The organism is Pseudomonas sp. Arb-4-2C (genome assembly GCF_055755015.1).
In genome coordinates this window covers 3,682,664-3,703,935 of record NZ_CM146899.1, presented here as the reverse complement: position 1 = coordinate 3,703,935, position 21,272 = coordinate 3,682,664, and the positions used below count along the sequence as shown (strand labels likewise).

The 21,272-nt window shown below is 60.0% G+C and carries 27 protein-coding genes and 1 pseudogene; 27 read left to right on the top strand and 1 reads right to left on the bottom strand.

Annotation, left to right across the window (positions count from 1 at the left end; all coding sequences use genetic code 11):
• Position 1 precedes the first annotated feature (1 nt).
• The 27 genes and pseudogenes from AC0J41_RS16670 to AC0J41_RS16540 all read left to right on the top strand — a co-directional run bounded on the left by AC0J41_RS16670 (position 2) and on the right by AC0J41_RS16540 (position 20,493).
• Positions 2-208: a phage head-tail joining protein gene (locus AC0J41_RS16670; protein ID WP_008087653.1), complete on the top strand. Its 207-nt coding sequence runs from the start codon at positions 2-4 to the stop codon at positions 206-208.
• Positions 208-1,689 (top strand): phage portal protein, encoded by a 1,482-nt coding sequence (locus tag AC0J41_RS16665; RefSeq protein WP_473013079.1) that lies wholly within the window; start codon positions 208-210, stop codon positions 1,687-1,689. The genes AC0J41_RS16670 and AC0J41_RS16665 overlap by 1 nt, the downstream gene beginning before the upstream one ends.
• Positions 1,686-2,840, top strand: a complete 1,155-nt coding sequence (locus tag AC0J41_RS16660) for a head maturation protease, ClpP-related (protein WP_473013078.1) — start codon at positions 1,686-1,688, stop codon at positions 2,838-2,840. The genes AC0J41_RS16665 and AC0J41_RS16660 overlap by 4 nt, the downstream gene beginning before the upstream one ends.
• Complete coding sequence (locus AC0J41_RS16655; RefSeq protein ID WP_473013077.1) at positions 2,837-3,181, top strand: head decoration protein; 345 nt, start codon at positions 2,837-2,839, stop codon at positions 3,179-3,181. The genes AC0J41_RS16660 and AC0J41_RS16655 overlap by 4 nt, the downstream gene beginning before the upstream one ends.
• Positions 3,182-3,244: 63 nt before the next feature.
• Positions 3,245-4,240: a major capsid protein gene (locus AC0J41_RS16650; protein WP_473013076.1), complete on the top strand. Its 996-nt coding sequence runs from the start codon at positions 3,245-3,247 to the stop codon at positions 4,238-4,240.
• Positions 4,241-4,242: 2 nt separating this feature from the next.
• The gene (locus AC0J41_RS16645) at positions 4,243-4,563 is read left to right on the top strand and encodes a head-tail joining protein (RefSeq protein ID WP_473013075.1); all 321 of its coding nucleotides are present in this window, start codon (positions 4,243-4,245) and stop codon (positions 4,561-4,563) included.
• Positions 4,560-5,225: a hypothetical protein gene (locus tag AC0J41_RS16640; protein ID WP_473013074.1), complete on the top strand. Its 666-nt coding sequence runs from the start codon at positions 4,560-4,562 to the stop codon at positions 5,223-5,225. The genes AC0J41_RS16645 and AC0J41_RS16640 overlap by 4 nt, the downstream gene beginning before the upstream one ends.
• Positions 5,218-5,730 (top strand): hypothetical protein, encoded by a 513-nt coding sequence (locus tag AC0J41_RS16635; RefSeq protein WP_473013073.1) that lies wholly within the window; start codon positions 5,218-5,220, stop codon positions 5,728-5,730. The genes AC0J41_RS16640 and AC0J41_RS16635 overlap by 8 nt, the downstream gene beginning before the upstream one ends.
• On the top strand, positions 5,727-6,293 hold the full coding sequence (locus AC0J41_RS16630) for a phage baseplate assembly protein V (protein ID WP_473013072.1): 567 nt from the start codon (positions 5,727-5,729) through the stop codon (positions 6,291-6,293). Before AC0J41_RS16635 ends, AC0J41_RS16630 begins: the two co-directional genes overlap by 4 nt.
• 52 nt (positions 6,294-6,345) lie before the next feature.
• Positions 6,346-6,594 carry a hypothetical protein gene (locus AC0J41_RS16625; RefSeq protein ID WP_473013071.1) on the top strand — a complete coding sequence of 83 codons (249 nt, stop codon included), beginning with the start codon at positions 6,346-6,348 and terminating at the stop codon, positions 6,592-6,594.
• A 5-nt stretch (positions 6,595-6,599) separates the two neighbouring features.
• Complete coding sequence (locus AC0J41_RS16620) at positions 6,600-6,926, top strand: GPW/gp25 family protein (RefSeq protein ID WP_473013070.1); 327 nt, start codon at positions 6,600-6,602, stop codon at positions 6,924-6,926.
• Positions 6,923-7,804 carry a baseplate assembly protein gene (locus AC0J41_RS16615; protein ID WP_473013069.1) on the top strand — a complete coding sequence of 294 codons (882 nt, stop codon included), beginning with the start codon at positions 6,923-6,925 and terminating at the stop codon, positions 7,802-7,804. The genes AC0J41_RS16620 and AC0J41_RS16615 overlap by 4 nt, the downstream gene beginning before the upstream one ends.
• Position 7,805: 1 nt before the next feature.
• On the top strand, positions 7,806-8,414 hold the full coding sequence (locus AC0J41_RS16610; protein WP_473013068.1) for a phage tail protein I: 609 nt from the start codon (positions 7,806-7,808) through the stop codon (positions 8,412-8,414).
• The gene (locus AC0J41_RS16605) at positions 8,407-9,972 is read left to right on the top strand and encodes a phage tail protein (protein ID WP_473013067.1); all 1,566 of its coding nucleotides are present in this window, start codon (positions 8,407-8,409) and stop codon (positions 9,970-9,972) included. Before AC0J41_RS16610 ends, AC0J41_RS16605 begins: the two co-directional genes overlap by 8 nt.
• Positions 9,973-10,404, top strand: a complete 432-nt coding sequence (locus AC0J41_RS16600) for a phage tail protein (protein WP_473013066.1) — start codon at positions 9,973-9,975, stop codon at positions 10,402-10,404.
• Between the two features lie 103 nt (positions 10,405-10,507).
• Positions 10,508-11,674 carry a phage tail sheath subtilisin-like domain-containing protein gene (locus AC0J41_RS16595; protein ID WP_473013065.1) on the top strand — a complete coding sequence of 389 codons (1,167 nt, stop codon included), beginning with the start codon at positions 10,508-10,510 and terminating at the stop codon, positions 11,672-11,674.
• Between the two features lie 13 nt (positions 11,675-11,687).
• Positions 11,688-12,191: a phage major tail tube protein gene (locus AC0J41_RS16590; RefSeq protein ID WP_473013064.1), complete on the top strand. Its 504-nt coding sequence runs from the start codon at positions 11,688-11,690 to the stop codon at positions 12,189-12,191.
• A 13-nt stretch (positions 12,192-12,204) separates the two neighbouring features.
• Positions 12,205-12,495 (top strand): annotated as a pseudogene (locus AC0J41_RS16585) (phage tail assembly protein); the annotation flags it as partial.
• A gap of 24 nt (positions 12,496-12,519) precedes the next feature.
• Positions 12,520-12,804: a phage tail assembly protein gene (locus AC0J41_RS16580; protein ID WP_249490789.1), complete on the top strand. Its 285-nt coding sequence runs from the start codon at positions 12,520-12,522 to the stop codon at positions 12,802-12,804.
• 150 nt (positions 12,805-12,954) lie between these two features.
• A complete protein-coding gene (locus AC0J41_RS16575; RefSeq protein WP_473013063.1) occupies positions 12,955-15,795 on the top strand; it encodes a phage tail tape measure protein in 2,841 nt (946 codons plus the stop codon).
• Between the two features lie 9 nt (positions 15,796-15,804).
• Positions 15,805-16,650: a phage tail protein gene (locus AC0J41_RS16570; RefSeq protein WP_440828950.1), complete on the top strand. Its 846-nt coding sequence runs from the start codon at positions 15,805-15,807 to the stop codon at positions 16,648-16,650.
• Positions 16,625-16,831, top strand: a complete 207-nt coding sequence (locus AC0J41_RS16565; RefSeq protein WP_473013062.1) for a tail protein X — start codon at positions 16,625-16,627, stop codon at positions 16,829-16,831. Before AC0J41_RS16570 ends, AC0J41_RS16565 begins: the two co-directional genes overlap by 26 nt.
• Before the next feature lie 90 nt (positions 16,832-16,921).
• A complete protein-coding gene (locus tag AC0J41_RS16560; RefSeq protein ID WP_473013061.1) occupies positions 16,922-17,971 on the top strand; it encodes a phage late control D family protein in 1,050 nt (349 codons plus the stop codon).
• A 49-nt stretch (positions 17,972-18,020) separates the two neighbouring features.
• Positions 18,021-18,584: a glycoside hydrolase family 19 protein gene (locus tag AC0J41_RS16555; protein WP_123377008.1), complete on the top strand. Its 564-nt coding sequence runs from the start codon at positions 18,021-18,023 to the stop codon at positions 18,582-18,584.
• On the top strand, positions 18,566-19,102 hold the full coding sequence (locus tag AC0J41_RS16550; RefSeq protein WP_473013060.1) for a lysis system spanin subunit: 537 nt from the start codon (positions 18,566-18,568) through the stop codon (positions 19,100-19,102). Before AC0J41_RS16555 ends, AC0J41_RS16550 begins: the two co-directional genes overlap by 19 nt.
• Positions 19,103-19,252: 150 nt before the next feature.
• Positions 19,253-20,047, top strand: a complete 795-nt coding sequence (locus AC0J41_RS16545; RefSeq protein WP_473013059.1) for a DNA adenine methylase — start codon at positions 19,253-19,255, stop codon at positions 20,045-20,047.
• Between the two features lie 215 nt (positions 20,048-20,262).
• On the top strand, positions 20,263-20,493 hold the full coding sequence (locus AC0J41_RS16540) for a hypothetical protein (protein WP_473013058.1): 231 nt from the start codon (positions 20,263-20,265) through the stop codon (positions 20,491-20,493).
• Here AC0J41_RS16540 and AC0J41_RS16535 read toward each other — a convergent pair.
• Positions 20,490-21,194 carry an SOS response-associated peptidase family protein gene (locus AC0J41_RS16535; RefSeq protein ID WP_473013057.1) on the bottom strand — a complete coding sequence of 235 codons (705 nt, stop codon included), beginning with the start codon at positions 21,192-21,194 and terminating at the stop codon, positions 20,490-20,492. The genes AC0J41_RS16540 and AC0J41_RS16535 overlap by 4 nt on opposite strands.
• Positions 21,195-21,272 lie beyond the last annotated feature (78 nt).

Here is a 21,272-nt window from a genome sequence, read left to right as displayed (position 1 = left end):
TATGTCCTTTACAAAAAAGCACCTCGACGCGGTTGAGGCGGCCATTGCTCGCGGTGAGAAAACTGTGCGCTACACCGACCGTACCGTGGAGTACCGCACGGTCGATGAACTGCTCAAGGCGCGCGAGGAAATACGCTCGTCTTTGGCAAGTGCAGCTGGGCCACGTTCGCGCGTGGTCCGGCTATACCATGCAGGGAAGGGGGTCTGATGGCCCGACAGTTTCCAACGCTGACCCGTAACGGATTTGTGCTGCCGTCCAATATCAAGGCCAGTTACGAAGGTGCCGGAGAAGGGCGCCGTTCCACTGGCTGGGATGCTCCCGACAACGGAATCAACAGCATCAACACCCCGGCACTGCGCAACCTGCGGTCGCGCTCACGGGCAGCGGTTCGCAATGACCCGTATGCCTTCAACGTCATCGACAAGCGTGTCAGCAACCTGATCGGCACGGGCATCACCCCTCGGCCGACGACTGACGACGATGCCTTGCGCAAACTGCTGCAGGAGCTGTGGGGGGATTGGGTTGATGAGTCGGATGCGGATGATCGCACTGACTTCTACGGCCAGCAGGCGCTGGTGGCGCGCACGGTAGAAACATCGGGTGAATGCTTCGTTCGCTTGCGTCCTCGCAGTCTGGACGAAGGCTTGGCGGTTCCGCTGCAGTTGCAGATCCTGGCGCCGGAGTTCGTACCACACGACAAATTCGAGAGCACCAAGAACGGCAACGTCATCCGCGCCGGTATCGAGTTCACCCCCGGCGGCAAGCGGGTGGCGTACTGGATGCACCTGTCGCATCCACGTGATGCCGCGTCTCTGAACGCCGGCTACAACCAGTTGGTGCGCGTGCCTGCCGCTCAAGTGCTGCACATCTTCGAACCGGTTGAGCCTGGCCAGTTGCGCGGTGTGCCGCGATTGTCGCCGGTGCTCAAACGCCTTCGCAGTCTGGACAACTACGACGATGCGGTGCTGTTCCGCCAGGAAGTCGCCAACCTTTTTGCCGGTTTCATCAAGCGCCCGGCGCCGGAGTCGGGGCAGACACCACGCGATCCAGTCACCGGCGCCTTGCTGGATCTGGATCGCGACGGCTTCACTCCGATGGTCGCGCTCGAACCAGGCACCATGCAGGAACTGGGTGCTGGAGAGGAGGTTGAGTTCTCCAAACCACCAGACGCCGGCAACAACTACCCGGACTTCATGCGGCAACAACTGATGGCTGCTGCAGCGGGGTCGGGTACGCCTTACGAGATCCTCACCGGCGATATGCGCGGAATAAACGACCGAGCACTGCGGGTGGTACTCAACGAGTTTCGCCGCCGCCTGGAACAACTGCAGTTCAGCGTGTACGTCCATCAACTCTGCCGCCCTGTTCGGGCAGCGTGGATGGATATGGCTGTGCTTTCGGGCGTCCTGGTGCTGGACGATTACGCACAGAAACGCCGCCAGTACCTGCGCACTCGCTGGGTGCCTCAAGGCTGGGCCTATATCCAGCCGGTACAGGACGTGCAGGCACGCCGGATGGAAGTACAGGCCGGGTTTTCTTCTCGCAGCGAGATGGTGTTGCGCACCGGCTACGACGCCGAAACGGTCGATCTTGAAAACGCCGCCGATCTGGCACGGGCCACAAAACTGGGCCTCAACTACAACACCCTTGATGCCGTCGAAGACACCGACGACAAGGAGCAACCATGAGCAAACAAGCGCGACCGCGCATTTACAACCGCGCGGGCAAACGCGTCGAGGTTCAGGACAAAACCTGGTACGCCCTGCAGGCCAGTGGAGAGGCCACCGAGCGAGTGATCGAGGTTTTCGTCTATGGCGAGATCGGCGCGTGGGGCATCACTGCCAATCAGTTCGTGCAGGATCTGCGCGCCATGGATGATGGTGTGTCTCCGGTAGTGGCCGCGTTCAACAGCATCGGCGGCGATCTCTTTGATGGATTGGCCATGCACAACGCGCTGTCGCGTCTGGGCGAGCGCTGCACCGGACGGATTGATGCGCTCGCCGCCAGTGCTGCCAGTGTCGCCGTGTGCGGTGCGCACCGCGTAGTGATCGCTTCCAACGCGATGTTGATGATCCATAACCCATGGACTTACGCCGCCGGTGATGCGGAAGACTTCCGCAAGGTGGCCGAGGTTCTCGACCAGACCATGGAAGCGATCATCGCGGCGTACAAGGCCAAAGCGCCCGACATTGATGAGGTGGAACTGCGGCGTTTGGTGGCGGCTGAAACCTGGCTGACCGCCAACGAAGCGGTGGCTTTGGGGCTGGCTGATGAAGTGGGCAACGGCGTCAAGGTCAAAGCCTGTCTCGGTCAAGGCGCGGTGCTGCAACGATTCCAGAACGCACCGGCTGAATTGCTGGCCCAGCTCGAAGAGCCGCCTGAACCGGATCCCGAACTTGAACCTGTCGATCCGCCGCTAGTGCCGCCTGTAGTCGACTCGGCCAAGTTGGCATTGATGATCACTCAGCGCTGCACGGCGGCAGGCATCAGCAACCTGGTCGAGTCGGTGCTCAGTTCTACCAAGCTCGAAAGCGAGGAAATCGTTCTCGCCGGCCTGACGCGCGCCAAGGCGGTGAACGACCTCTGCGTGGCCGCGCGTCTGCCGGAATTCAGCGCCGAGTATGTCGCGGCAGGCCTGGATACTGCTGCGGTGCGGGCGCGTCTGTTCGACAAGATTGTCACCAGCGGCAAGGGCTTTGAAATCGACAACAGTCTGCCGCTGGCTGACGACCCGGCACCCAAGGTGCTGGCCAAACAACCTGACCCCAACTCGATTTGGGCTGCTCGCCAAGCGGCTCAAACTGGAACCGCGCACAGCGCGAAAGGAGCACGAGCATGACCATCAAACGGGAACCGATGCACGCAGGTGAATTCCTGCTGTCCGAGGGCGCCGGCACGATCTCGCGCGAAGCGATCAATGTAGCGGCTGGTCCAGCATTGTGGCCGGGACAGATTCTCGGGCTAGTGACCGTATCCGGCGAATTCGCGCCATACAACCCAACGGCAGAGGACGGCACTGAAAACGCTGTCGCCATTCTCTACGGCCCGCTTGGCGAATCCGACGTAGTGCGTCGCGGTCGCGCCGTGGTGCGCTTGGCCGAGGTCAGTGAAGCGCATTTGACCGGCCTCGATCTGGCTGCCGAGAAAGCCTTGGCCACACATTCGCTGATCGTCCGCTAAGACGTTTCCTTCCATTGTATGCATCCCGCCGTGTGCGGGATTTTTTGTTTCTGGAGAGTACCCATGGCCGATATCGCCATTTTTGACGACGAAGCATTTACCGTTACCTCGCTGACAGCAGCACTCAATGATCAACCGTATCTGCCGGGACGCATCAGTGCCCTGGGCCTGTTCCGCGAGGAAGGCATCACCACCCTGACGGTGCAGATCGAAAAGGACGGCGACACCCTGGCACTGGTGCCTGCCGGTGAGCGCGGTGGCCTTGGCTTGGTGGTTGCAGCCAGCAAGCGCAACCTGATCCCGTTCAACACCGTGCACTTGCCGGAGCGCTTCACCATCAAGGCTGATGAGATCCAAGGCATTCGTGCCTTCGGTACTCGCACTGAGTTGCAGGCGGTGCAGGACGTGGTCAATGCCCGCTTGGCGAAGGCGCGGCGCCAGTTGGACGCCACGCATGAGTTTCAGCGCATGGGCGCACTCAACGGCTTGATTCTCGACGCTGATGGCTCGACGGTGCTGCTGGACTTGTATGACCGCTTCGGTGTGCAGCGCCAGAAGCTGTCCATGGGGTTGACTGATCCAAGCACGAAGGTTCGAGTTAAATGTATCGAAGCGCTCGACATGCAAGAGGACGCATTGGGCAGCGTGACCAGCACCGGCGCGCGGGCCTTTTGCGGCAAGAATTTCTGGAACAAACTCGTTGTTCACAAGTCGGTCGAGGAGACTTATCTCAACAGCCAACAGGCCGCGTCGTTGCGCGGCGACGCCCGGGAGAGCTTCGAGCTCGGTGGCATCGTCTGGGAACGCTATCGCGGCAAAGTCGCTGGTGTGTCTTTCGTCCATGACGATCAGGCGTTGCTGGTTCCCGAAGGCGTACCAGATTTGTACATCTCGGCATTCGCGCCGGCCGACTACATGGAAACGGTCAATACGCAGGGCATTCCCTACTACAGCAAGATCGAGCCGATGCAGTTCGGCAAAGGCATGGCCGGTGAGGCGCAATCCAACCCGCTGCACCTGTGCACTCGACCGCGCGCCCAGATCACGCTGGAACTCTGACCGTGGGCTTTCGCGATCTGATCGCCGAAGTGGACGCGGTGGTGTTCGAAACGCTGGGCGACACCGCACGGATCAAGGGTCGCGAAGAGCCAGTGTTCGGCATGTTCGCCGCGCCCTGGCTGCAACCCAAATTCGGCAAGCTCAACACCGGGCTGCGCGAGCCGCGCTTTGAGATCCGCGTCAGCGATTCGCAAGGTCTGGAACAGGGCATGCTGGTCAGCGTTGACTTGCCTGCCTTGGACGGCGGCGGTGACTACGACCTGATTCAGCTCGAACCGAGCGGCGACGGCCTGGTCGCCCTGATTCTGAGGTTGCGCCCATGAGTGTCGGCAGCTATTTCAAACCCTCGGCCGGGGGCGGGATGATCTCCATCCAGTCCTCCGCCGCAGACTTTCAAGCGTTTCAGGACTTTGCCAAGGTGGTGCCGAAAGCTGCTGCTGCGGCGCATCGGCGCGCAATCAACAAAACGTTGGGCTGGTTGCGCACGCACATCGCCCGAGCCGTCAGCCGGTCAGAGCGCATCGCTGTTGCGGCGGTGCGTCAACGCTTGCGTAGCTATCCGGTTTCCGGCGGGGCCGCGAGCGGCAAACTGTGGTTCGGTTTGAACGCCATCGAGTCCAGCCGGATCGGCCGAGCGCGGCAAACCGGTAGCGGCGTGTCAGTAGCGGGGCGGCGTTACCAAGGGGCTTTCCTCAAGAAGGTCTACGGCAACAAGCCCGACATCTGGATCCGCACAGCCAGTAAGCATTTCAACGCGGACGACTACCCCGACAGCACGGTGTCACCAGGTCGCGGGCCGAGTTCGGGTTGGGTCGCCGAAAACGGCAGTCGTTTCCCGCTGGCCAAGGCCAAGGTATCGCTGGAGCAAGCCCGGCCGCACTTCGAAAGCTGGGTAAAAAAAGCGGATGAGCGCCTGCTGGAGATCCTCAAGCAGGAACTCAACTTTGAGCTGCAGAAATACCTCAAGAGGATCGGCAATGTCTGATGAACCCTTCAGCCTGGACCTGCTTTATCGGACGGTAGAACAGCATCTGCGCGCAAACCTTCCCGGCGTGCATGCAGTCACGGCCTGGCCAAACATCGCGGATCGCGTGTTGCTCCCAGCGGTGTTTCTTGAGGTGGCTGAAATTGAGCCGGGTACCGATATCGGCACCGGCGAAACTTCGCTGATCTTCAAGTTTGAGGCTCGCATCATCGTCGACCCAATCAAGCCGCACCATCATCAGCAGGCCGTGCAGTTAGCGACGCGTTTGGCGGTGCTGCTGCGAGCGCAAACGTGGGGGTTAGCAGTTGAACCCGCCGAGTTTGTGCAATCGCTGCAGGACTGGACCCAGCCGCACCTGGATGGATACACCGTGTGGCTGGTGGAGTGGACTCAGCAGGTTTATCTCGGCACTGAAGAATGGCCATGGCCAGACGAACCGCCGGGAACGTTGATCTTCGACGTTGAGCCGGGCGACGGGCCATTCAGGCCCGAGGAATTGTCGTGAGTTACGCGAGCGCCCAGCATGACCGCATGATCGCGGGGGCGGTAAAGGCTTGCTACGTGGTCGCGGTGGATCTGTCCGCTTCGCCGCCGGTATGTCGCGTGTCGGATGGCAGTGAATGGGTCAGCGCGTGGGTGCGTTGGCACAGCATCGCGGCGGGCAAGGCCAGGCACTGGCGGGCACCGTCTTTGGGCGAGCAAGGCAGTTTGATCAGTCCCAGCGGTGACGTGTCACAAGGCACGTTTGTCCCGGGCCTGTATGGCAATGCCGGACCGCCGCCAGACAACCGCGACCATGTCGAGGTCTGGCGTTTTGATGATGGCGGCTCGCTGATCTACGACTGGCAGGCCAAGAGCTACACCATCACCCTGCCGAGCGGCACGGTCAGCATCAAAGTGGCCAGCACGGAAGCGGTAGTAACCGATAGCGCCGTGAGCGTGACCACCGGCAACATCAACCTGAAAGCGGCGGTGATGATCGAAGGTGCGTTGCACGTCACCAAGGGCATCACCAGCGCCGGCTCAATCATTGACGCCACCGGCAACAGTAATCACCACACGCATTAATTCATTCACGACAGCCCGCCCAGTGCGGGCTTTTTCATGCCTGGAGAAATACATGGCCAAGATCGATACGACAGCCACTGAGGTGCAAGCGTCGTCGGAACCGGCAATTGCATCCTCAACGTTCTCATCGCCCGAGTCCTTGAAATTCCGCGACAAGCTCTACACGTCGCGGCTGGTGATCGTCCCCGGAACTGGCCGTTCCTATCCGGTCGATAAGGCGACGGTCGTGGTGCCGGCCTCCGACATCGAAGCAGTCAAGTTCCTGAAAGCCAGCGAAGAATACGAGCCGTTCAAGGAGTGACATCGATGATCGGAATGGATCGCCAGACCGGCCTACCCATATCCGGCATTGAGCACCTGCGGCAATCCATTGCCGACATCTTGAGCACGCCGCTGGACAGTCGCCGGCACCGTATGGAATACGGCAGCAAGTTACGGCGGTTTGTCGATTTGCCCATCAATGAAGGCTGGAAAAGTGCCGTACAGGCTGAGGTTGCCCGCGCTCTGGGGCGATGGGAGCCGCGTTTGAAGTTGGATCAGGTGCGCGTCATTTCCGTCATTGGCGGGCAAGTCAATTTGCAAATCGTCGGGAAGTACCTGGGCGACAGCGTCACGTTGGAGGTGGCCGCATGAGTACCGTAGATCTGTCGTCGCTACCCGCGCCGACCGTGCTGGAGCCTCTGGACTTCGAAGAGGTTTATCAGGACGGGCTGAGCGTGTTTCGCGGGTACATGGGCGGTAACTGGACGGCCGCGCTGGAGAGCGATCCGGTGGTCAAAGTGCTTGAGGTCGGGGCTTACAACAAAGTCGGCAACCGCGCCCGCGTTAATGACGCCGGCAAGGCGCTGTTACTGGCGCACGCTATTCGCGGCGATCTCGATCACTTGGGGGCCAACGTCAATCTGAAGCGCCTGGTCATTCAGGCCGAGGATCTGCTGGCGGTGCCACCGGTGCCCAAGGTCATGGAAGACGATGATCCGTTTCGCGAGCGCATTCAGTTGGCTTATGAAGGTTTGACCACGGCAGGCCCGCGTAACAGCTACATCCTGCATGCACGCAATGCCTCAGGGCTGGTGGCAGATGCCACGGCCGAAAGCCCGAAGCCTTGCTACGTTACGGTCACGGTGCTGGGGTTGGACGGGGAAGGTGTGGCGCCGCCGGAATTGCTGGCGACGGTGGCCGCTGCGTTGAATGATGATGACGTGCGCCCGGTTGCTGATCGGGTGACTGTGCAGAGCGCGCAGGTGATCCGTTACGAAATTGACGCCATTTTGCACATGGCCAGCGCCGGGCCGGAAGCGGATGCCAGTTTGGCCGAAGCGAAAAGCCGCTTGGCAGCCTGGATCAATCCACGCAAGCGGCTGGGCGTCGAAGTCGCCCGCTCCGCTGTTGACGCCCAGTTGCACGTCGCCGGTGTTGCCCGAGTCGAGTTGGTCGGTTGGCAGGATCTGGCTCCGACCAAGGCGCAAGCGGCGTTCTGTACGCGCTACACCGTGAGGCTGGCGGGCTGATATGAAAAGTCTTCTACCGCTCAACAGCACGCAACTGGAACGGGCCATGGAGGCCGCGTTCTTCGAAAAGACGATTGTCCCTCTGCGCGACCTCTACAACGCCGATACCTGCCCGGTGCATCTGTTGCCGCATCTGGCATGGGCGTGGTCGGTGGATCGCTGGGATTACCGGTGGAGCGAAGCTACCAAGCGCGCGGCCATCAAGGCTTCGTATTACATCCACAAGCACAAAGGCACCATCGGCGCGTTGCGCCGAGTGGTCGAGCCGCTGGGCTACCTGATCGAGATTGTCGAGTGGTTCCAGACGGTACCCGAGGGTGTGCCTGGCACCTTCGCGCTTAAGGTGGGAGTGCTGGACACCGGTATCACCGAAGAGATGTATCTCGAACTTGAACGCCTGATCGACGACGCCAAACCCGTGAGCCGGCAACTGACCGGGTTGGCGATCAGTTTGGAAACTCAAGGCGATTTGAACATCGCCGTGTCCGTCTACGAAGGCGATGTAATCGACGTTTACCCGCCCGTCATGCGTGACATTGAAGTCACTGGCAGCTTTGGCGTGGTCGGTCGCGAACACACCATAGACACTCTGGACGTTTATTATGATTGATGCGAATTCGCAGTTTTTTGCGATCCTCACGAATGTGGGGATGGCCAAGCAGGCGAATGCCGATGCCCTCGGCATTGCCTGGAAACTCACGGAAATGGGCGTTGGAGATGCCAACCCGGGCGGCCTGGCCGATCCGCCTAACCCCATTCCGTCGGCAGGTCAGACCAAGCTACTCAACGAGTGGCGGCGCAAGCCCTTGAATCAACTCCGGGTTGACCCGGTCAACTCGGCGGTGATTATCGCTGAGCAGATCATTCCGGCCGATGAGGGCGGTAAGTGGATTCGCGAAATCGGTCTCTACGATGCTGACGGCGACCTGGTCGCGGTGGCCAACTGTGCGCCGAGTTTCAAGCCGTTGCTGTCGCAAGGTTCGGGCCGCACGCAAGTCGTGCGGATGAACTTCGTGGTCACTAGTACCGGGAACATCACGTTAAAGATCGATCCGGCGGTGGTGCTCGCGACTCGTGAGTACGTCGACACAAAGATCTTGGAAGAACTGTACAAGCTGGATAACAAGCAGTCGGTGCGGATCGCTACCACGGCAAATATCGCGCTGTCGGGACTTCAGTCCATTGATGGCGTGGCGCTGGTCGTTGGCGATCGTGTGCTGGTAAAAAACCAAGTATCCGCCAAAGACAACGGTATTTGGGTCGCGGCGGCGGCTGGCTGGTCGCGTGCGGCGGATGCGGATTCTAATGGAGAGGTCACATCGGCGTTGCTGGTGTCGGTCGAACAAGGGGCGACATTAGCCGACACCCGTTGGCAGTTGATTACAGACGGCGCAATCGTGCTGGGAACCACGGCGCTGACGTTCCAGAACGTCACCCAAGGTTTTGCGCCAATCAACGCGCCGGCGCTGGTCAACCCCACGGCCAACACGCCGCCGCAGTTTGATAGTTCCCTGAAGCTCGCAACCACGGAGTTTACGCAACGTGCGCAGGGGAATTTTGCCGGGCGTATCGATATAGCTGCGTTGCCTGCAACGCTCAGTGCTGCATTCGCCGGCAACCGTATTGTACTTGCCGCGTATGGGTTGCTGACCCTTCCGCTGGTTGGCTCTGTGCCTCCCGGTGCCAAGTTTTATCTGTTCAACACGACCTCAGGTACGGTTACCGTTACTCGACAAGGTGCCGATACTATTGCTGCATTCGGCAACGGCTTGTTGACGTCGGTGACGCTACAGTCCATCTCCACCCTCGTTATTACGGCAGGTAACGGGCAGTGGGTTGTTGAAGAAGGAATGTCCGCGCTGAAGTACTCGCCGGAATTTGCTAGCGCGTTCTCAGGTACATCGTGGAAGAAAGGCCCGGGCGGCGATATTGAGCAGTGGGGGACATACCTCAGCCTTCCAGCGAGTACGAACGTTGAGATTACGTTGCCGGTAGGTTTTGTTGATCCTCCGACTTGTCTGCTCCTGACATTTGCGAACTTTTCCAACGATGAAGGTGCTGGACGCGTGCCCGTGCTTCAGGCGCGTGGTTGGACGAAAAACACCATTACAGTGCGGAACCTTTCGAGTTTCCCCGCTTCGTTTTTCTGGAATGTGAAGGGGCGTTGAATGGCGATTTTTTATAGCGCGCAGGCGCCCGGGTTTTTCAGTGATGAGAACGAAGCGCCGATTCCGAGTGATGCAGTCGCAATCACTTTAGACGAACACACTGCCTTGCTTGAAGGGCAAACCCGGGGCGCTCGAATCGTGCCAGACAGCAAGGGTTTTCCTGTGCTGGCGGCTGCGCTGCCGCCATCCGCTGAGGCGCTTGAAGCTGTGGAGCGTATCTGGCGCGACGCACAATTATTGCCCACGGATGCGCTGGTATCGCGGCACCGTGACGAAATCGAGGCGGGAGGCTCGACCACGCTCACGGCTGAGCAATACGCCGAATTGCAGATATACCGTCGGCAGTTGCGCAACTGGCCGCAAGGGGATCAATTCCCGCTCGCCGAACACCGCCCGCCGGCGCCGACCTGGCTGTCAGCACAACCCGACTAAACGCCTCGCACTGACGGGGCGTTTTTCATTCCGTTACGCGCAACACCAACACCCTCACAGCCTCGCTTATGCGGGGTTTTTTCGTTTCTGGAGACTGACCCTTATGAGTTTTTTCCACGGCGTCACGACAACGTCGGTCGACACTGGCGCACGCACCATCTCGCTGCCGTCGTCGTCGATTATCGGCCTGTGCGACACCTTCACCCCGGGCGTTCTCGGCGGCGGTACGGCCAAGGCCGGCGAGCTGAAGTTGATTACCACAGAGCGCGAAGCCATCGCCGCCTTCGGTCCCGACTCGGCGATCACCAAGGCCTGTCAGGCGATCTACGTCAAAGCCAAGGCGGTGATCGTCGCCATCGGTGTGCCCAAGCTGGAAGATGCTGCGTTGCAAACCTCGGCGATCATTGGTGGCGTTCTGGCCTCGGGTCAGCGCACCGGGTTGCAGGCGCTGCTCGATGGTAAAAGCCTGTTCAACGCGCAGCCGCGATTGCTGATCGCTCCGGGTCACACCGCGACTCAGGCGGTGGCCACGGCGCTCGATAGCTTGGCGCAAAAACTGCGCGCCATCGGCATCATCGACGGCCCTGGCACGACCGACGAGGCTGCAATGGCCTACGCCGATAACTTCGGCAGTCGCAACCTGTTCATGGTCGACCCCGGCGTCAAGTATTGGGACACCCTCACCAGCAAGACCGTTGACGCGCCCGGTTCCGCTTGGGCGGCGGGGCTGTTTGCCTGGACGGATGCTGAATACGGTTTCTGGGCTTCGCCATCGAACAAGGAGTTGACCGGTATCACCGGCACCGGCCGCGCGGTCGAGTACCTGGACGGCGACGAGACCTGCCGGGCCAACCTGCTCAACAACGCCAATATCACCACGATCATTCGCGATGACGGTTACCGGCTGTGGGGTAACCGCACGCTGTCGAGCGATCCGAAGTGGGCATTCGTTACCCGCGTTCGCACGCTCTTCATCCTCATGGACGCTGTGCAGGCGGGGCACAAATGGGCGGTCGACCGTTCCATCACCAAGACCTACGTGACCGATGTCACCAACGGCCTCAACGCGTTCATGGCCGACCTGAAAGCCCAAGGCGCGATCATCAACTTCGAAGTGTTCCCCGACACCGAACTCAACACGGCCAGCCAGATCGCCCAGGGCAAGGTGTACTGGCGTATCCGTTTCACCGACGTGCCGCCGGCAGAAAACCCGAATTTCCTTTTCGAAGTCACCGATCAATGGATGACCGAAGTGCTTGAAGCAGCCTAAGGGGGCGTAACCAATGATTCCTCAGACTTTGTACAACACGAACCTGTTCGTCGACGGCGTGAACTTCTCCGGCGACGTACCCAGCCTGACGCTGCCCAAGCTGACCACCAAGACTGACGAATATCGCGGCGGCGGTATGGCCGGCCCCGTCGAAATGGATCAGGGGCTGGAAAAAATGGAGGCCTCGTTTGTCACCAAGGGCGTGCGCCGCGAGTCGCTGAAGTACTTCGGCCTGGCTGACGGAACGGCGTTCAACGCCACATTTCGAGGCGCCTTCAAGGGCCAAAAGGGCGCGGTGACAGCGGTCGTTGCCACCCTGCGCGGCCGGCTCAAAGAGGTCGATCTCGGTGACTGGAAAGCCGGTGATGCGGCCGAGATCAAACACGCCGTTGCGGTCACCTACTACAAGCTCGAAATCGACGGGCGCCTGATGTACGAGATCGACATGGTCGCCGGCATTCAGGTGATCGACGGCAAAGACCAACTCCTCGAAGTGCGCCAGGCGCTCGGCCTGTAAGGAATAGACTCAGATGACTCAAGCAATCGCTAAAAACCTTCCGGCTTGGCTGTCGCTCAGTTCAGTCGGTGCCGTCGTAATGCTGACCCGCCCGAGCCAAGCCAATAGCATGAACGTCGAGACGTTGAGCCTGCGTAACCCGACCGTGCGTGAAGTGCGGGCGGCTGACCGTGCCGCCAACGGCGACGACGAACAGCGCGAACTGATGCTGTTCGCCGGTCTGGCCGAAGTGGGGCTGAAGGATCTGGAAGGCCTCAAGCTGACGGATTATCGCCGCGTGCAAACGGCGTATTCGCACCTGGTACCGAAAACCGATTATTCGGAATCGATGCCGGCGTGGTTGTCGCTGACCACCGATCAGGTGCTGGTAACGCTGTCGTGTCCGAGTGAGATCAACGGCGTGACGGTCGACAAGCTGGCTTTGCGTTCGCCGACCGTGGGCGACGTGCGGGCGGCCAACCGTGAGGTGGGGGGCGACGATGAGCAGCGCGAGCTGGTGTTGTTTGCTGCGTTGTCCGGCGCGTCGGTGGCGGATCTGGAGGGGCTGAAGCTGGTGGATTTTAACCGCTTGCAGGCCGGCTATTTTCGCATGGACAACGACGACGGGTTTTAACCCCAGCGTTATCAAGTCGGCGGCGAAACGTCTGGCGGCGGAAACCGGATTTTCCGCCGCCGAGATCCAGTCGATGCCGTTCGCGGATATGGTGTGGTGGCTCACGGATTGAGCCGCCATCGGTAGTGCTGGGCACAAGGGGGCCGTGATATGGCAAACAAACTCGCCCTCGGGCTGGTGATCGGCGGTGCCGTCAGTTCCACGGTCGGCGCCGCGTTCAAGGATGTGACCGGGCGCATCCAGCGCCTTGAGGCAGAAGGCAAAAAAGCGCGGGTGCTGCAGCGCACGATTGGCGACACCATCCGCCTGCGCGAGGAATGGAAAAAGGCTCACGACACCGGCGCGGCCGGCGCCTCCAAATTACTCAACCGTTTGAACTCGAACCTCGACAGCTTGAAAAAACAGGGGATCGAGGTCGGCCGACTGGAAAAAGCCTATCGCTCGATGGGGCAAACGGCCAACAAAGCCGAGCTGAAAGCCAAAGGGCATCAGCAGATTGATTCTGGCGTACAGGGCATGAAAGGCGCCGTCGGTGCGGCGGTAGTCGGTGTCGGTGCCATGGCGGTACCGACCAAGGTCAGCGCTGATTTCGGCGCGATTGTGCGTGATATCGCGATCAAGGCCGGCATTGCCAACAAGCCGGAAGAGCAGGAGATGTCGCGCAAGATCATCGACACCTCACGCGACACCGGCATGGCTCGCAACGATGTGGCCGACGTGGTCAATCAGTTGGTCGGCGCCGGTATGGACCTGAGCAAGGCGCTGGAGTATGCGCCCGTCGCGGCTAAGTTTGTCGTGGGGCAGGGATCCAGCGGCGTCGACACGGCGAAGATGATCAATGCCCTGGGGCAGAACGCCAAGATCACCGACCCCAAACAGATGCAGCAGGCGCTGGAGGCGATTGCCTACCAAGGGCAGGCGGGCAGCTTTGAAGCGGCCGACATGGCTAAGTGGTTTCCGGAACTGCTGGCCAACATGGCCAGCAACGGCATCACCGGCTTGGATGCGGTGACTCAACTGGGCGCCATGTTGCAGGTGCAGATGAAGCAGGCCGGCAGTTCGGACGAAGCGGCCAACAACCTGAAAAACTGGATGGGCAAAATCGGTTCGACCGATACGGTCAAGGCTTACGAAAAAGCCGGGATCGACTACAAAGGATCGATGCAGACCGGTTTGCAAAACGGCATGTCGACGCTTGAGACCAGTATGGCACTGGCTCAGAAATACATTCAGGCGACCGATCCAAAGCGCGCGGCGGCCATGGCCGAAGCCACGTCGAAAATCAGCAAGGAAGCCGATCCGGACAAGGCCAAGGCCATGATGGCCTCGCTGGAAGAATCCTTGCGCACCGGCGATCTGTTCGCCGACATGCAGGTCAAGGCCGCACTGTCGGCCTACATGCAGAACAAGGCGCTGTACAGCCAGCTCAAAAACGATTCGCGTGAAGCGACCGGGATCCTCGACAAGAACCTCGCCGAGCGGCGTGAGTCGTCATCGCAGAAGTGGGCCGAGATGGCCCAGTCGATGGATGACGCCATGCGCAGCATCGGCGATGCCTTGCGGCCGGTGACGGACGTCGTCGCGGAGTCGTTGACCAAGGTAGCGAAGGGCATCACGTCGCTGTCTGACAGTTCGCCCGGCGTCGTGACGGGAATCGGTTTGGTTAGTGCTGCATTGGTTGGACTGTCTGGCCTGTATAGCTCTTTCAAGATGGGCAAAGGAATGCTCAACCTGGCACGCGGAGCCTTGGGTAAAGGCAAGTCAGGTGAGGTGCAAAAGGTCTTTGTGACCAACGCTGAGGATGGCGACGGCGGCGTCAATGCCGAACCCAAAGGAAAGGCCGGTAAAGCACTGTCGCTGGTTGAAGAAGGCCTCAAGGCAGTGGCGGCGTTCAAGGGTAAGCCGGCAGATAGCAGCAGTGATGCCGGGGAGGGCGGTGACAAGAAGCCCGGGAAATTCGATCTGGTCACCACTGGCCTCAAAGTCGTCTCGCTGGCCCAAGAGGCGGTCTCGGGCGGCAATGGTGAAGGCGAGGCGGGCGGTGGTGACGACGGAGTCAAAAAGGTTTTCGTCGTCAATGCCAACGCCCTGCGCGACCCCGGTGTCGCAGATGCCCCGGGCGAAACTCGCCGACGTGGACGCGGCTCGCGGCGCAATGCCTCGCGGCGTCGGCCGCAGCCTCGACCTGGCTCGTCGCGTCCACCGGTGTCGCGCCCCCCTGCTCCGGTACCACGTCCGCCGGTTCCTGTGCCACGTCCACCCGTCCCAGTACCAAGGCCACCGATTCCTCCGGTGCCAGCAATTCCGACCGCTGCGATGTCCAAACTGACGGGGGTAGTACAGGCCGTCGGCAAGGTCGGCAAAGCTGCCAAGGGGATTCCCGGCGGTTCGCTGCTGGAAGCCGGTGCGATGGCGTTCGACACTTTCGAGAACGCCCAGACCCAGGACGAAAAAGCCGAAGGTTACGGTGCGGCCGCAGGCAATCTGGCCGGCACCATGGCCGGTGCTGCAGCTGGTGCCGCCATTGGTTCGGTGGTGCCCATCATCGGCACGGCTATTGGTGGCCTGATCGGTGCTTACCTCGGCAGTCAGGGCGGCGCGGCGCTGGGCGGATCCCTGGGTAAATCGCTGTTTGGTGGCGAGGATGAAAAGCCCGAACAGACGGCAAAGTCACCGGTGCCGACCACGCCGCTCATGATGGCGTCAGCGGGCCAGCAAGGACCGGCGTTGGGGGATGTCGCGCGCTCTATGGCGGTGACGGCGCCGCTCAAGTCGGCGGCGCTGGCCATTCAGCCCAAGGAGCCAGAAAAACCGGTGCCGGCCAAGGTGGACCAGCAGTTTCAGTACTCGCTGAACATGCCGGTCACCGTGCAGGGCGACGTCAAGGACCCGCAAACCTTGGCGCAGGACTTGATGCCGCACATGCAGCGAATGATGGCGGATGCGGCGAAGAGTAACGCCGCCAAGCTGTACGACGAACCCCATGTCTAAGGAGGTTTCATGGCTTACATGGAGCAGATGCAATCGAGCCTGAAGTATTTGGTCGAGGCAGCGGAAACGGGGCGGCGCAGTGCTGACGGCATGCTGACCCCGGTCAACGGCGCGATCCGTGAACTAACAGGCGCCGCGTCCGAGCTGGAAAACATCCCGTTTGTCGGCCCGGCCATCGGCGCCAAACTTCAGCGGGTGATGCGCGGCGTCGACGCAGCCCAAGCCAAAGTTGGTCAAGTGGTCGCGGTGTACGGCCGCGCCACTCGGGCGGCGGCTGAAGTGCAGGATCGGCTGGGCACGTTGAAGGAACAGGCGGGCAAGGCGGCCACGGCAATCAACAATGTCGCCGGCAAGGTCAGCCCGTCGCTGGCCAACATCGTGCCCACCAGTTCTTTTGCCGGGGAGGCCACGCCGGCGCCGGAGGCGGTGAAGCCGTTCCCGCACCTGATGATCATTCAACCGCGCGATCCGAAAGTTGAGCCGTATTACTTCAACCTGGACACGGCGGCCTTTGATGAGCTGAGCCGTTCGACCGAATTCCGCTGGGCTTCGCAGGAGCGGCTGACGCGCCGGCCGGCGAAGCAGGCCATCGGTATGGGCGATGAAAAGTTGACGCTCAAGGGCACGATCTACCCGGGCTTCAAGGGTGGGTTGAAGCAGCTCGACACACTGCGCTCCATTGGTGCAAGGCTTCAACCGCTGACCCTGACTACGGGGTATGGCGAAGTGATCGGAACGTGGTGCCTGAAAAACATCAACGAGGAACAGTCCGCGCTGCTGCACGGCGGGATTGCTCGCAAACAGGGTTTCACTTTGGAGTTTGAGCGCTATGGCGACGACATGCAGGACGTCTGATGGCGACATGCTCGATGTCATCTGCCACAACGTTTACGGCCATCTGAATGGCAGCGTCGAGGCCGTGCTCGATGCCAATCAGGGACTTGCCGATGAGCCTCAGCCGTTCCGATCTGGCGTGATTATTGTCCTACCGGATCTGCCGATGCCAACTGATGAAGGCATCTCGCTTTGGAATTGATGAGCTATAGTCGATGTGTAGCCTTTGTTGCACTTGCAGCTACAACCCCTTCAAAACCCGCTTCGGCGGGTTTTTTTATGGAAAAAATTTATGACCCCAATGTTTCGAATCGACGCCGATGGGGCCGATGTCACGGCCAAGATCAATGATCGGCTGTTGTTGCTGCGTACCTCTGACAAGCCGGGCATGGAGTCCGACGAGTTTGAGTTGCGTATCGACGACCGTGATGGGCAAGTGCAATTGCCACGGCGTGGCAGCTCAATCGAGATCTACCTGGGGTATGCCGAAACGACCTTGGCGCGCATGGGCAGTTATACCGTGGACACGGTCGAGGTATCAGGTCCACCCGATACCATCGTGATCAAGGGCAAAGCCAGCGACATGCGTGGCAGCGGTAAGACTATCCGTAGCGGAAGCTGGGAAGACGTGCCGCTGTCGAAGATCGTGGCTGACGTCGCCGCGCGCAATGGCTGGCAACCGGTGTGCCCTGTATCGACCAAGGTCGCCCGGGTCGACCAGCTCAACGAGTCCGATTTTAATTTCATCACCCGTCTGGCCAAGCAATACGACTGCACAGCCAAGGTCGCCGACGGCAAGCTGTTGGTGATGCCGCGCCAAGGTGGCCAGACTGCCAGCGGCAAAGCATTTGGCGCCATCACGCTGACCCGCAGTGACCTTAGCCGCTGGCAATTCAGTCTCGGAGATCGCAATTCGCACAAGGCAGTGGCCACCAAGCATCAGGACAAAAAGAACGGCAAGCTCGCGGTGGTTACCATCGACAATGATGACGCTCCGGACGGCCTGCCGGCAGTGCATACCGACCGCCATATCTACCCAAACAAAACGGCTGCTGAAGCGGCGGCCAAGGCCCGTCTATCGGCGTTTAACCGCTCGACCGCTGATGTGCGGCTTGAGATGCCCGGCCGGACGGACATCTTCGCCGAGCGTCCCATCATCGCTCAGGGATTCAAGGTCGGGCTTGATGGCGAATACCTGGCGGATTCGGTCGAGCAGGTTTTCACCCAGTCTGGATGGTCGACCACGGTCGAATGCAATGCTGGCAAAGCCGGTAAATCCAAGGGCAAGAAAAAGAAGGGGCCGAAACCACCGCTCAAGGTTGTGAACATCGAGAAACAGTAGCCGCATCCCATCGCCGCCTGAGTGCGGTTTTTTTACGTCTGGAGTTTGTATGTCCATCACTGAACAACAGCTGCAAAGCATCATGCCCAACGCCCGCCGACAAGCGGGCGTTTTTGTATCCGCCCTTAACGCAGCCATGGCCCATCGACAAATCAACACGCCGAAACGCCAAGCCGCGTTCCTGGCGCAAGTCGGTCATGAGTCGGGTCAGCTGCAGTACGTCCGCGAACTGGGTGGCGATCAATACCTGAGCAAATACGACACCGGCAACTTGGCTGCGAAACTGGGCAACACGCCGGCCGCCGATGGTGATGGCCAGCGCTATCGCGGTCGCGGCCTGATCCAAGTCACTGGCCACGACAATTACCTGCGCTGCAGCCTGGCGCTGTTCGGCGACGAGCGATTGCTGCGCACGCCTGAACTACTGGAGCTGCCGCAGTGGGCCGCCGAGTCGGCCGCATGGTTCTGGTCCGTGAATGGGTTGAACGCGCTGGCCGATCAAAACGAGTTCAACACGATCACGCGCAGGATCAACGGTGGTCTCAATGGCCTGCAAGATCGGCTGGAGTTGTGGGGGCGGGCGAGGGCGGTGTTATGCGTCTCGGCGAACTGATCCCGACACCGTATCGGTTGGTGGCCAAGGGAGTGCTGCTGGCCGTCTTAGTCGGCGGTTCCGCCGCCATTACATGGCAAGTGCAGAACTGGCGTTATGGCGGTCAGCTCGCCGAACAGCGCCGCCTGTACACCGAAACGCTCAACCAGATAACTCTCACTTCGGCCACGCAGCAGCGTGCCGAACAGGATAAACGCCTCGCGCTCGAGCAGCGCCTGGCAACCAGTGAACAAATTCATTACCGAGCCTTGAGTGATGCACAACGTGATCAAGGTCGCCTGCGCGACCGCCTTGCCACTGCTGATCTGCGCCTGTCAGTCCTACTCGACGCCGCCACCGGCATCGGATCGCTGTCAGCCTCCACCGCCACCGGCGGCGTGGTTCATGGCTCCACAAGAGCCGAACTTGACCCAGCGCATGCTCAACGAATTATCGGCGTCACCGATGACGGCGACCGGGGGCTGATTGCCCTCGCAGCCTGTCAGGCATACGCCAAAGAAGTCTCAACACCGAAGTGAAAAAGAGCGGCCGGTCCAGATGCGTCAACATCCGGATCGACCGCCGTCCCTGCAGATGGTCCCTGCAAGTCCAGCCAAGGCTCTTGCTCCGTGCACAAAGCGCGGCGAGCCTAGCACCTGTTTATCCATACAGTAAAGGTCTTGCTTTTTATGTCTACACCCATCATCCCTTGGATGGGCGGCAAACGCCGCCTGGCCGACCGCCTCATTCCGCTTTTTCCGCCACACGAATGCTACGTTGAAGTCTTTGCCGGCGGTGCCGCGCTCTACTTCATGAAGCCCCAGCCATCGCCGGTCGAAGTCCTGAACGACATCAATGGCGACTTGGTCACGCTTTATCGCGTCGTGCAGAACCACCTTGAAGAATTCGTGCGCCAGTTCAAATGGGCGCTCAGTTCGCGGCAGGTGTTCGAATGGCAGAAAATGACTCGCCCCGAAACCCTCACCGACATCCAGCGCGCCGCCCGATTCTTCTACCTGCAACACCACGCCTTCGCCGGCAAGGTCTCGGGTCAGACGTTCGGCACTGCGACGACTGCCCCGGCCATCAACCTACTGCGCATCGAGGAAAACCTCTCGGCCGCGTGGCAGCGCCTATCCGGTACCTACGTCGAAAACCTCCCCTGGCTTGAATGCGCTGAACGCTACGACCGTGCCCATACCTTCCATTACATGGATCCGCCTTACTGGCAGACCGCCGGGTATGGCGTGGACTTTCCGTTCGAAAACTACGAGCGAATGGCCGACTTCATGCGCCGTTGTAAAGGAAAAGTGATGGTCAGCATTAACGATCATCCGGACATCCGGCGCGTGTTCGAAGGCTTTCATTTCGAGACAATCGACATCCGGTACAGCAACACCAACCAGCGCCAGGGAAAAGCCGAGATCAGCGGGGAGCTGATTATCATGAACTGGGAACCGGCATCGCTGGGAGGCTTATTCTGAAGGGGGGGCTGGAGACTTCTTAACAAGCCGAATAACCGGTTCTGGCAGTTGGCTATTATTGCTGGTGGATGTGATGTGGCTCATGATCAACATTCATCAAAATGATAAGCCATTATGGACAAGCCACTGGTGGGGCTTTCGTTTCTACTAACGTTGAGTTGGGTATCCATCGTCATCTTAGTGATGTATTGGATGTCACAGTGAAGGTAAAGCTGATGGACGAAGTGGTGTTGAATGACAAGGTGAAACGGGAGGCTGATCGGCTTCTCGCGCATATTGTGCGCGCAGACTCGATGATTGTTGCCGTCAAGGCGGGTGCGAGAGCGGACGGTTTTGTTCTCGGTATGCAAATGGCGGGTGGTCTGAGAGTAGGTGACGCGGAGCAGCTCCACATCATTTTTGAGTCGGCGCTTGAAAAGCGGCTCAAGGCCCTGTCCTCGATTTAGAAAAGTCCGTCCTCGGTGGGGGCCTCGATTGGTTTTATCAAATCTGACCCTTGGTTGCGCACGTTGCCGATGGCCCGGTCTACTTTGAACCATTCAAACGCCTCAGTCGGTTCGCCCTGAAGCAGCACCATTTGTTCGGCGCGCTCTTTGGGTGTGGCCGGATTCAACCATTCCTGAGCCAAGTCTGGAGAAAGCGTCACCGGGCGGCGGTCGTGAATGTCCACCATTCCCCCAGCACTGTCTGCGGTAATGATCACAAAGCCGTCGTGCTCGCCAGGTGAATGTTCTGCATTCGGGTACTGCCCAATCGCGGCGCAAAAAATTGGCGCAAGGTCCTTTCGACGGATGAGATAGGGCTGCTTTTTCGCGCCGCCTTCATCTACCCATTCGAACCAGTTGTTTATCGCGATGATCGCCCGGTGTGGCCAGATTGCTCGGAAGTATGGGCCGTGGGCCACTTTTTCTACACGCGCATTGATGGGGGCCGCTCGATCCTTTGCCCAGTGTGGACGCCACCCCCAGCGGACCATGTCCGCGTGCAGATATTGTCCTTCCTGATGAAAGAGCGCGAGTTGTGTAGATGGGGCGGCGTTGTACCGCTCGAATGGCAAATCACCGGTGTGATTGACCAAAGGATTGGGCATGCTGAGTGCCGCAACGAAGTCATGAATGCCGTCGTACTGTGAAAGTCGTCCGCACATCTCCTGGCCGCCTATCTGATATTTCCTACAGAAATTGACCGCAAGTCATTCTGAAAGTTAACTGTACATTCGTACAGT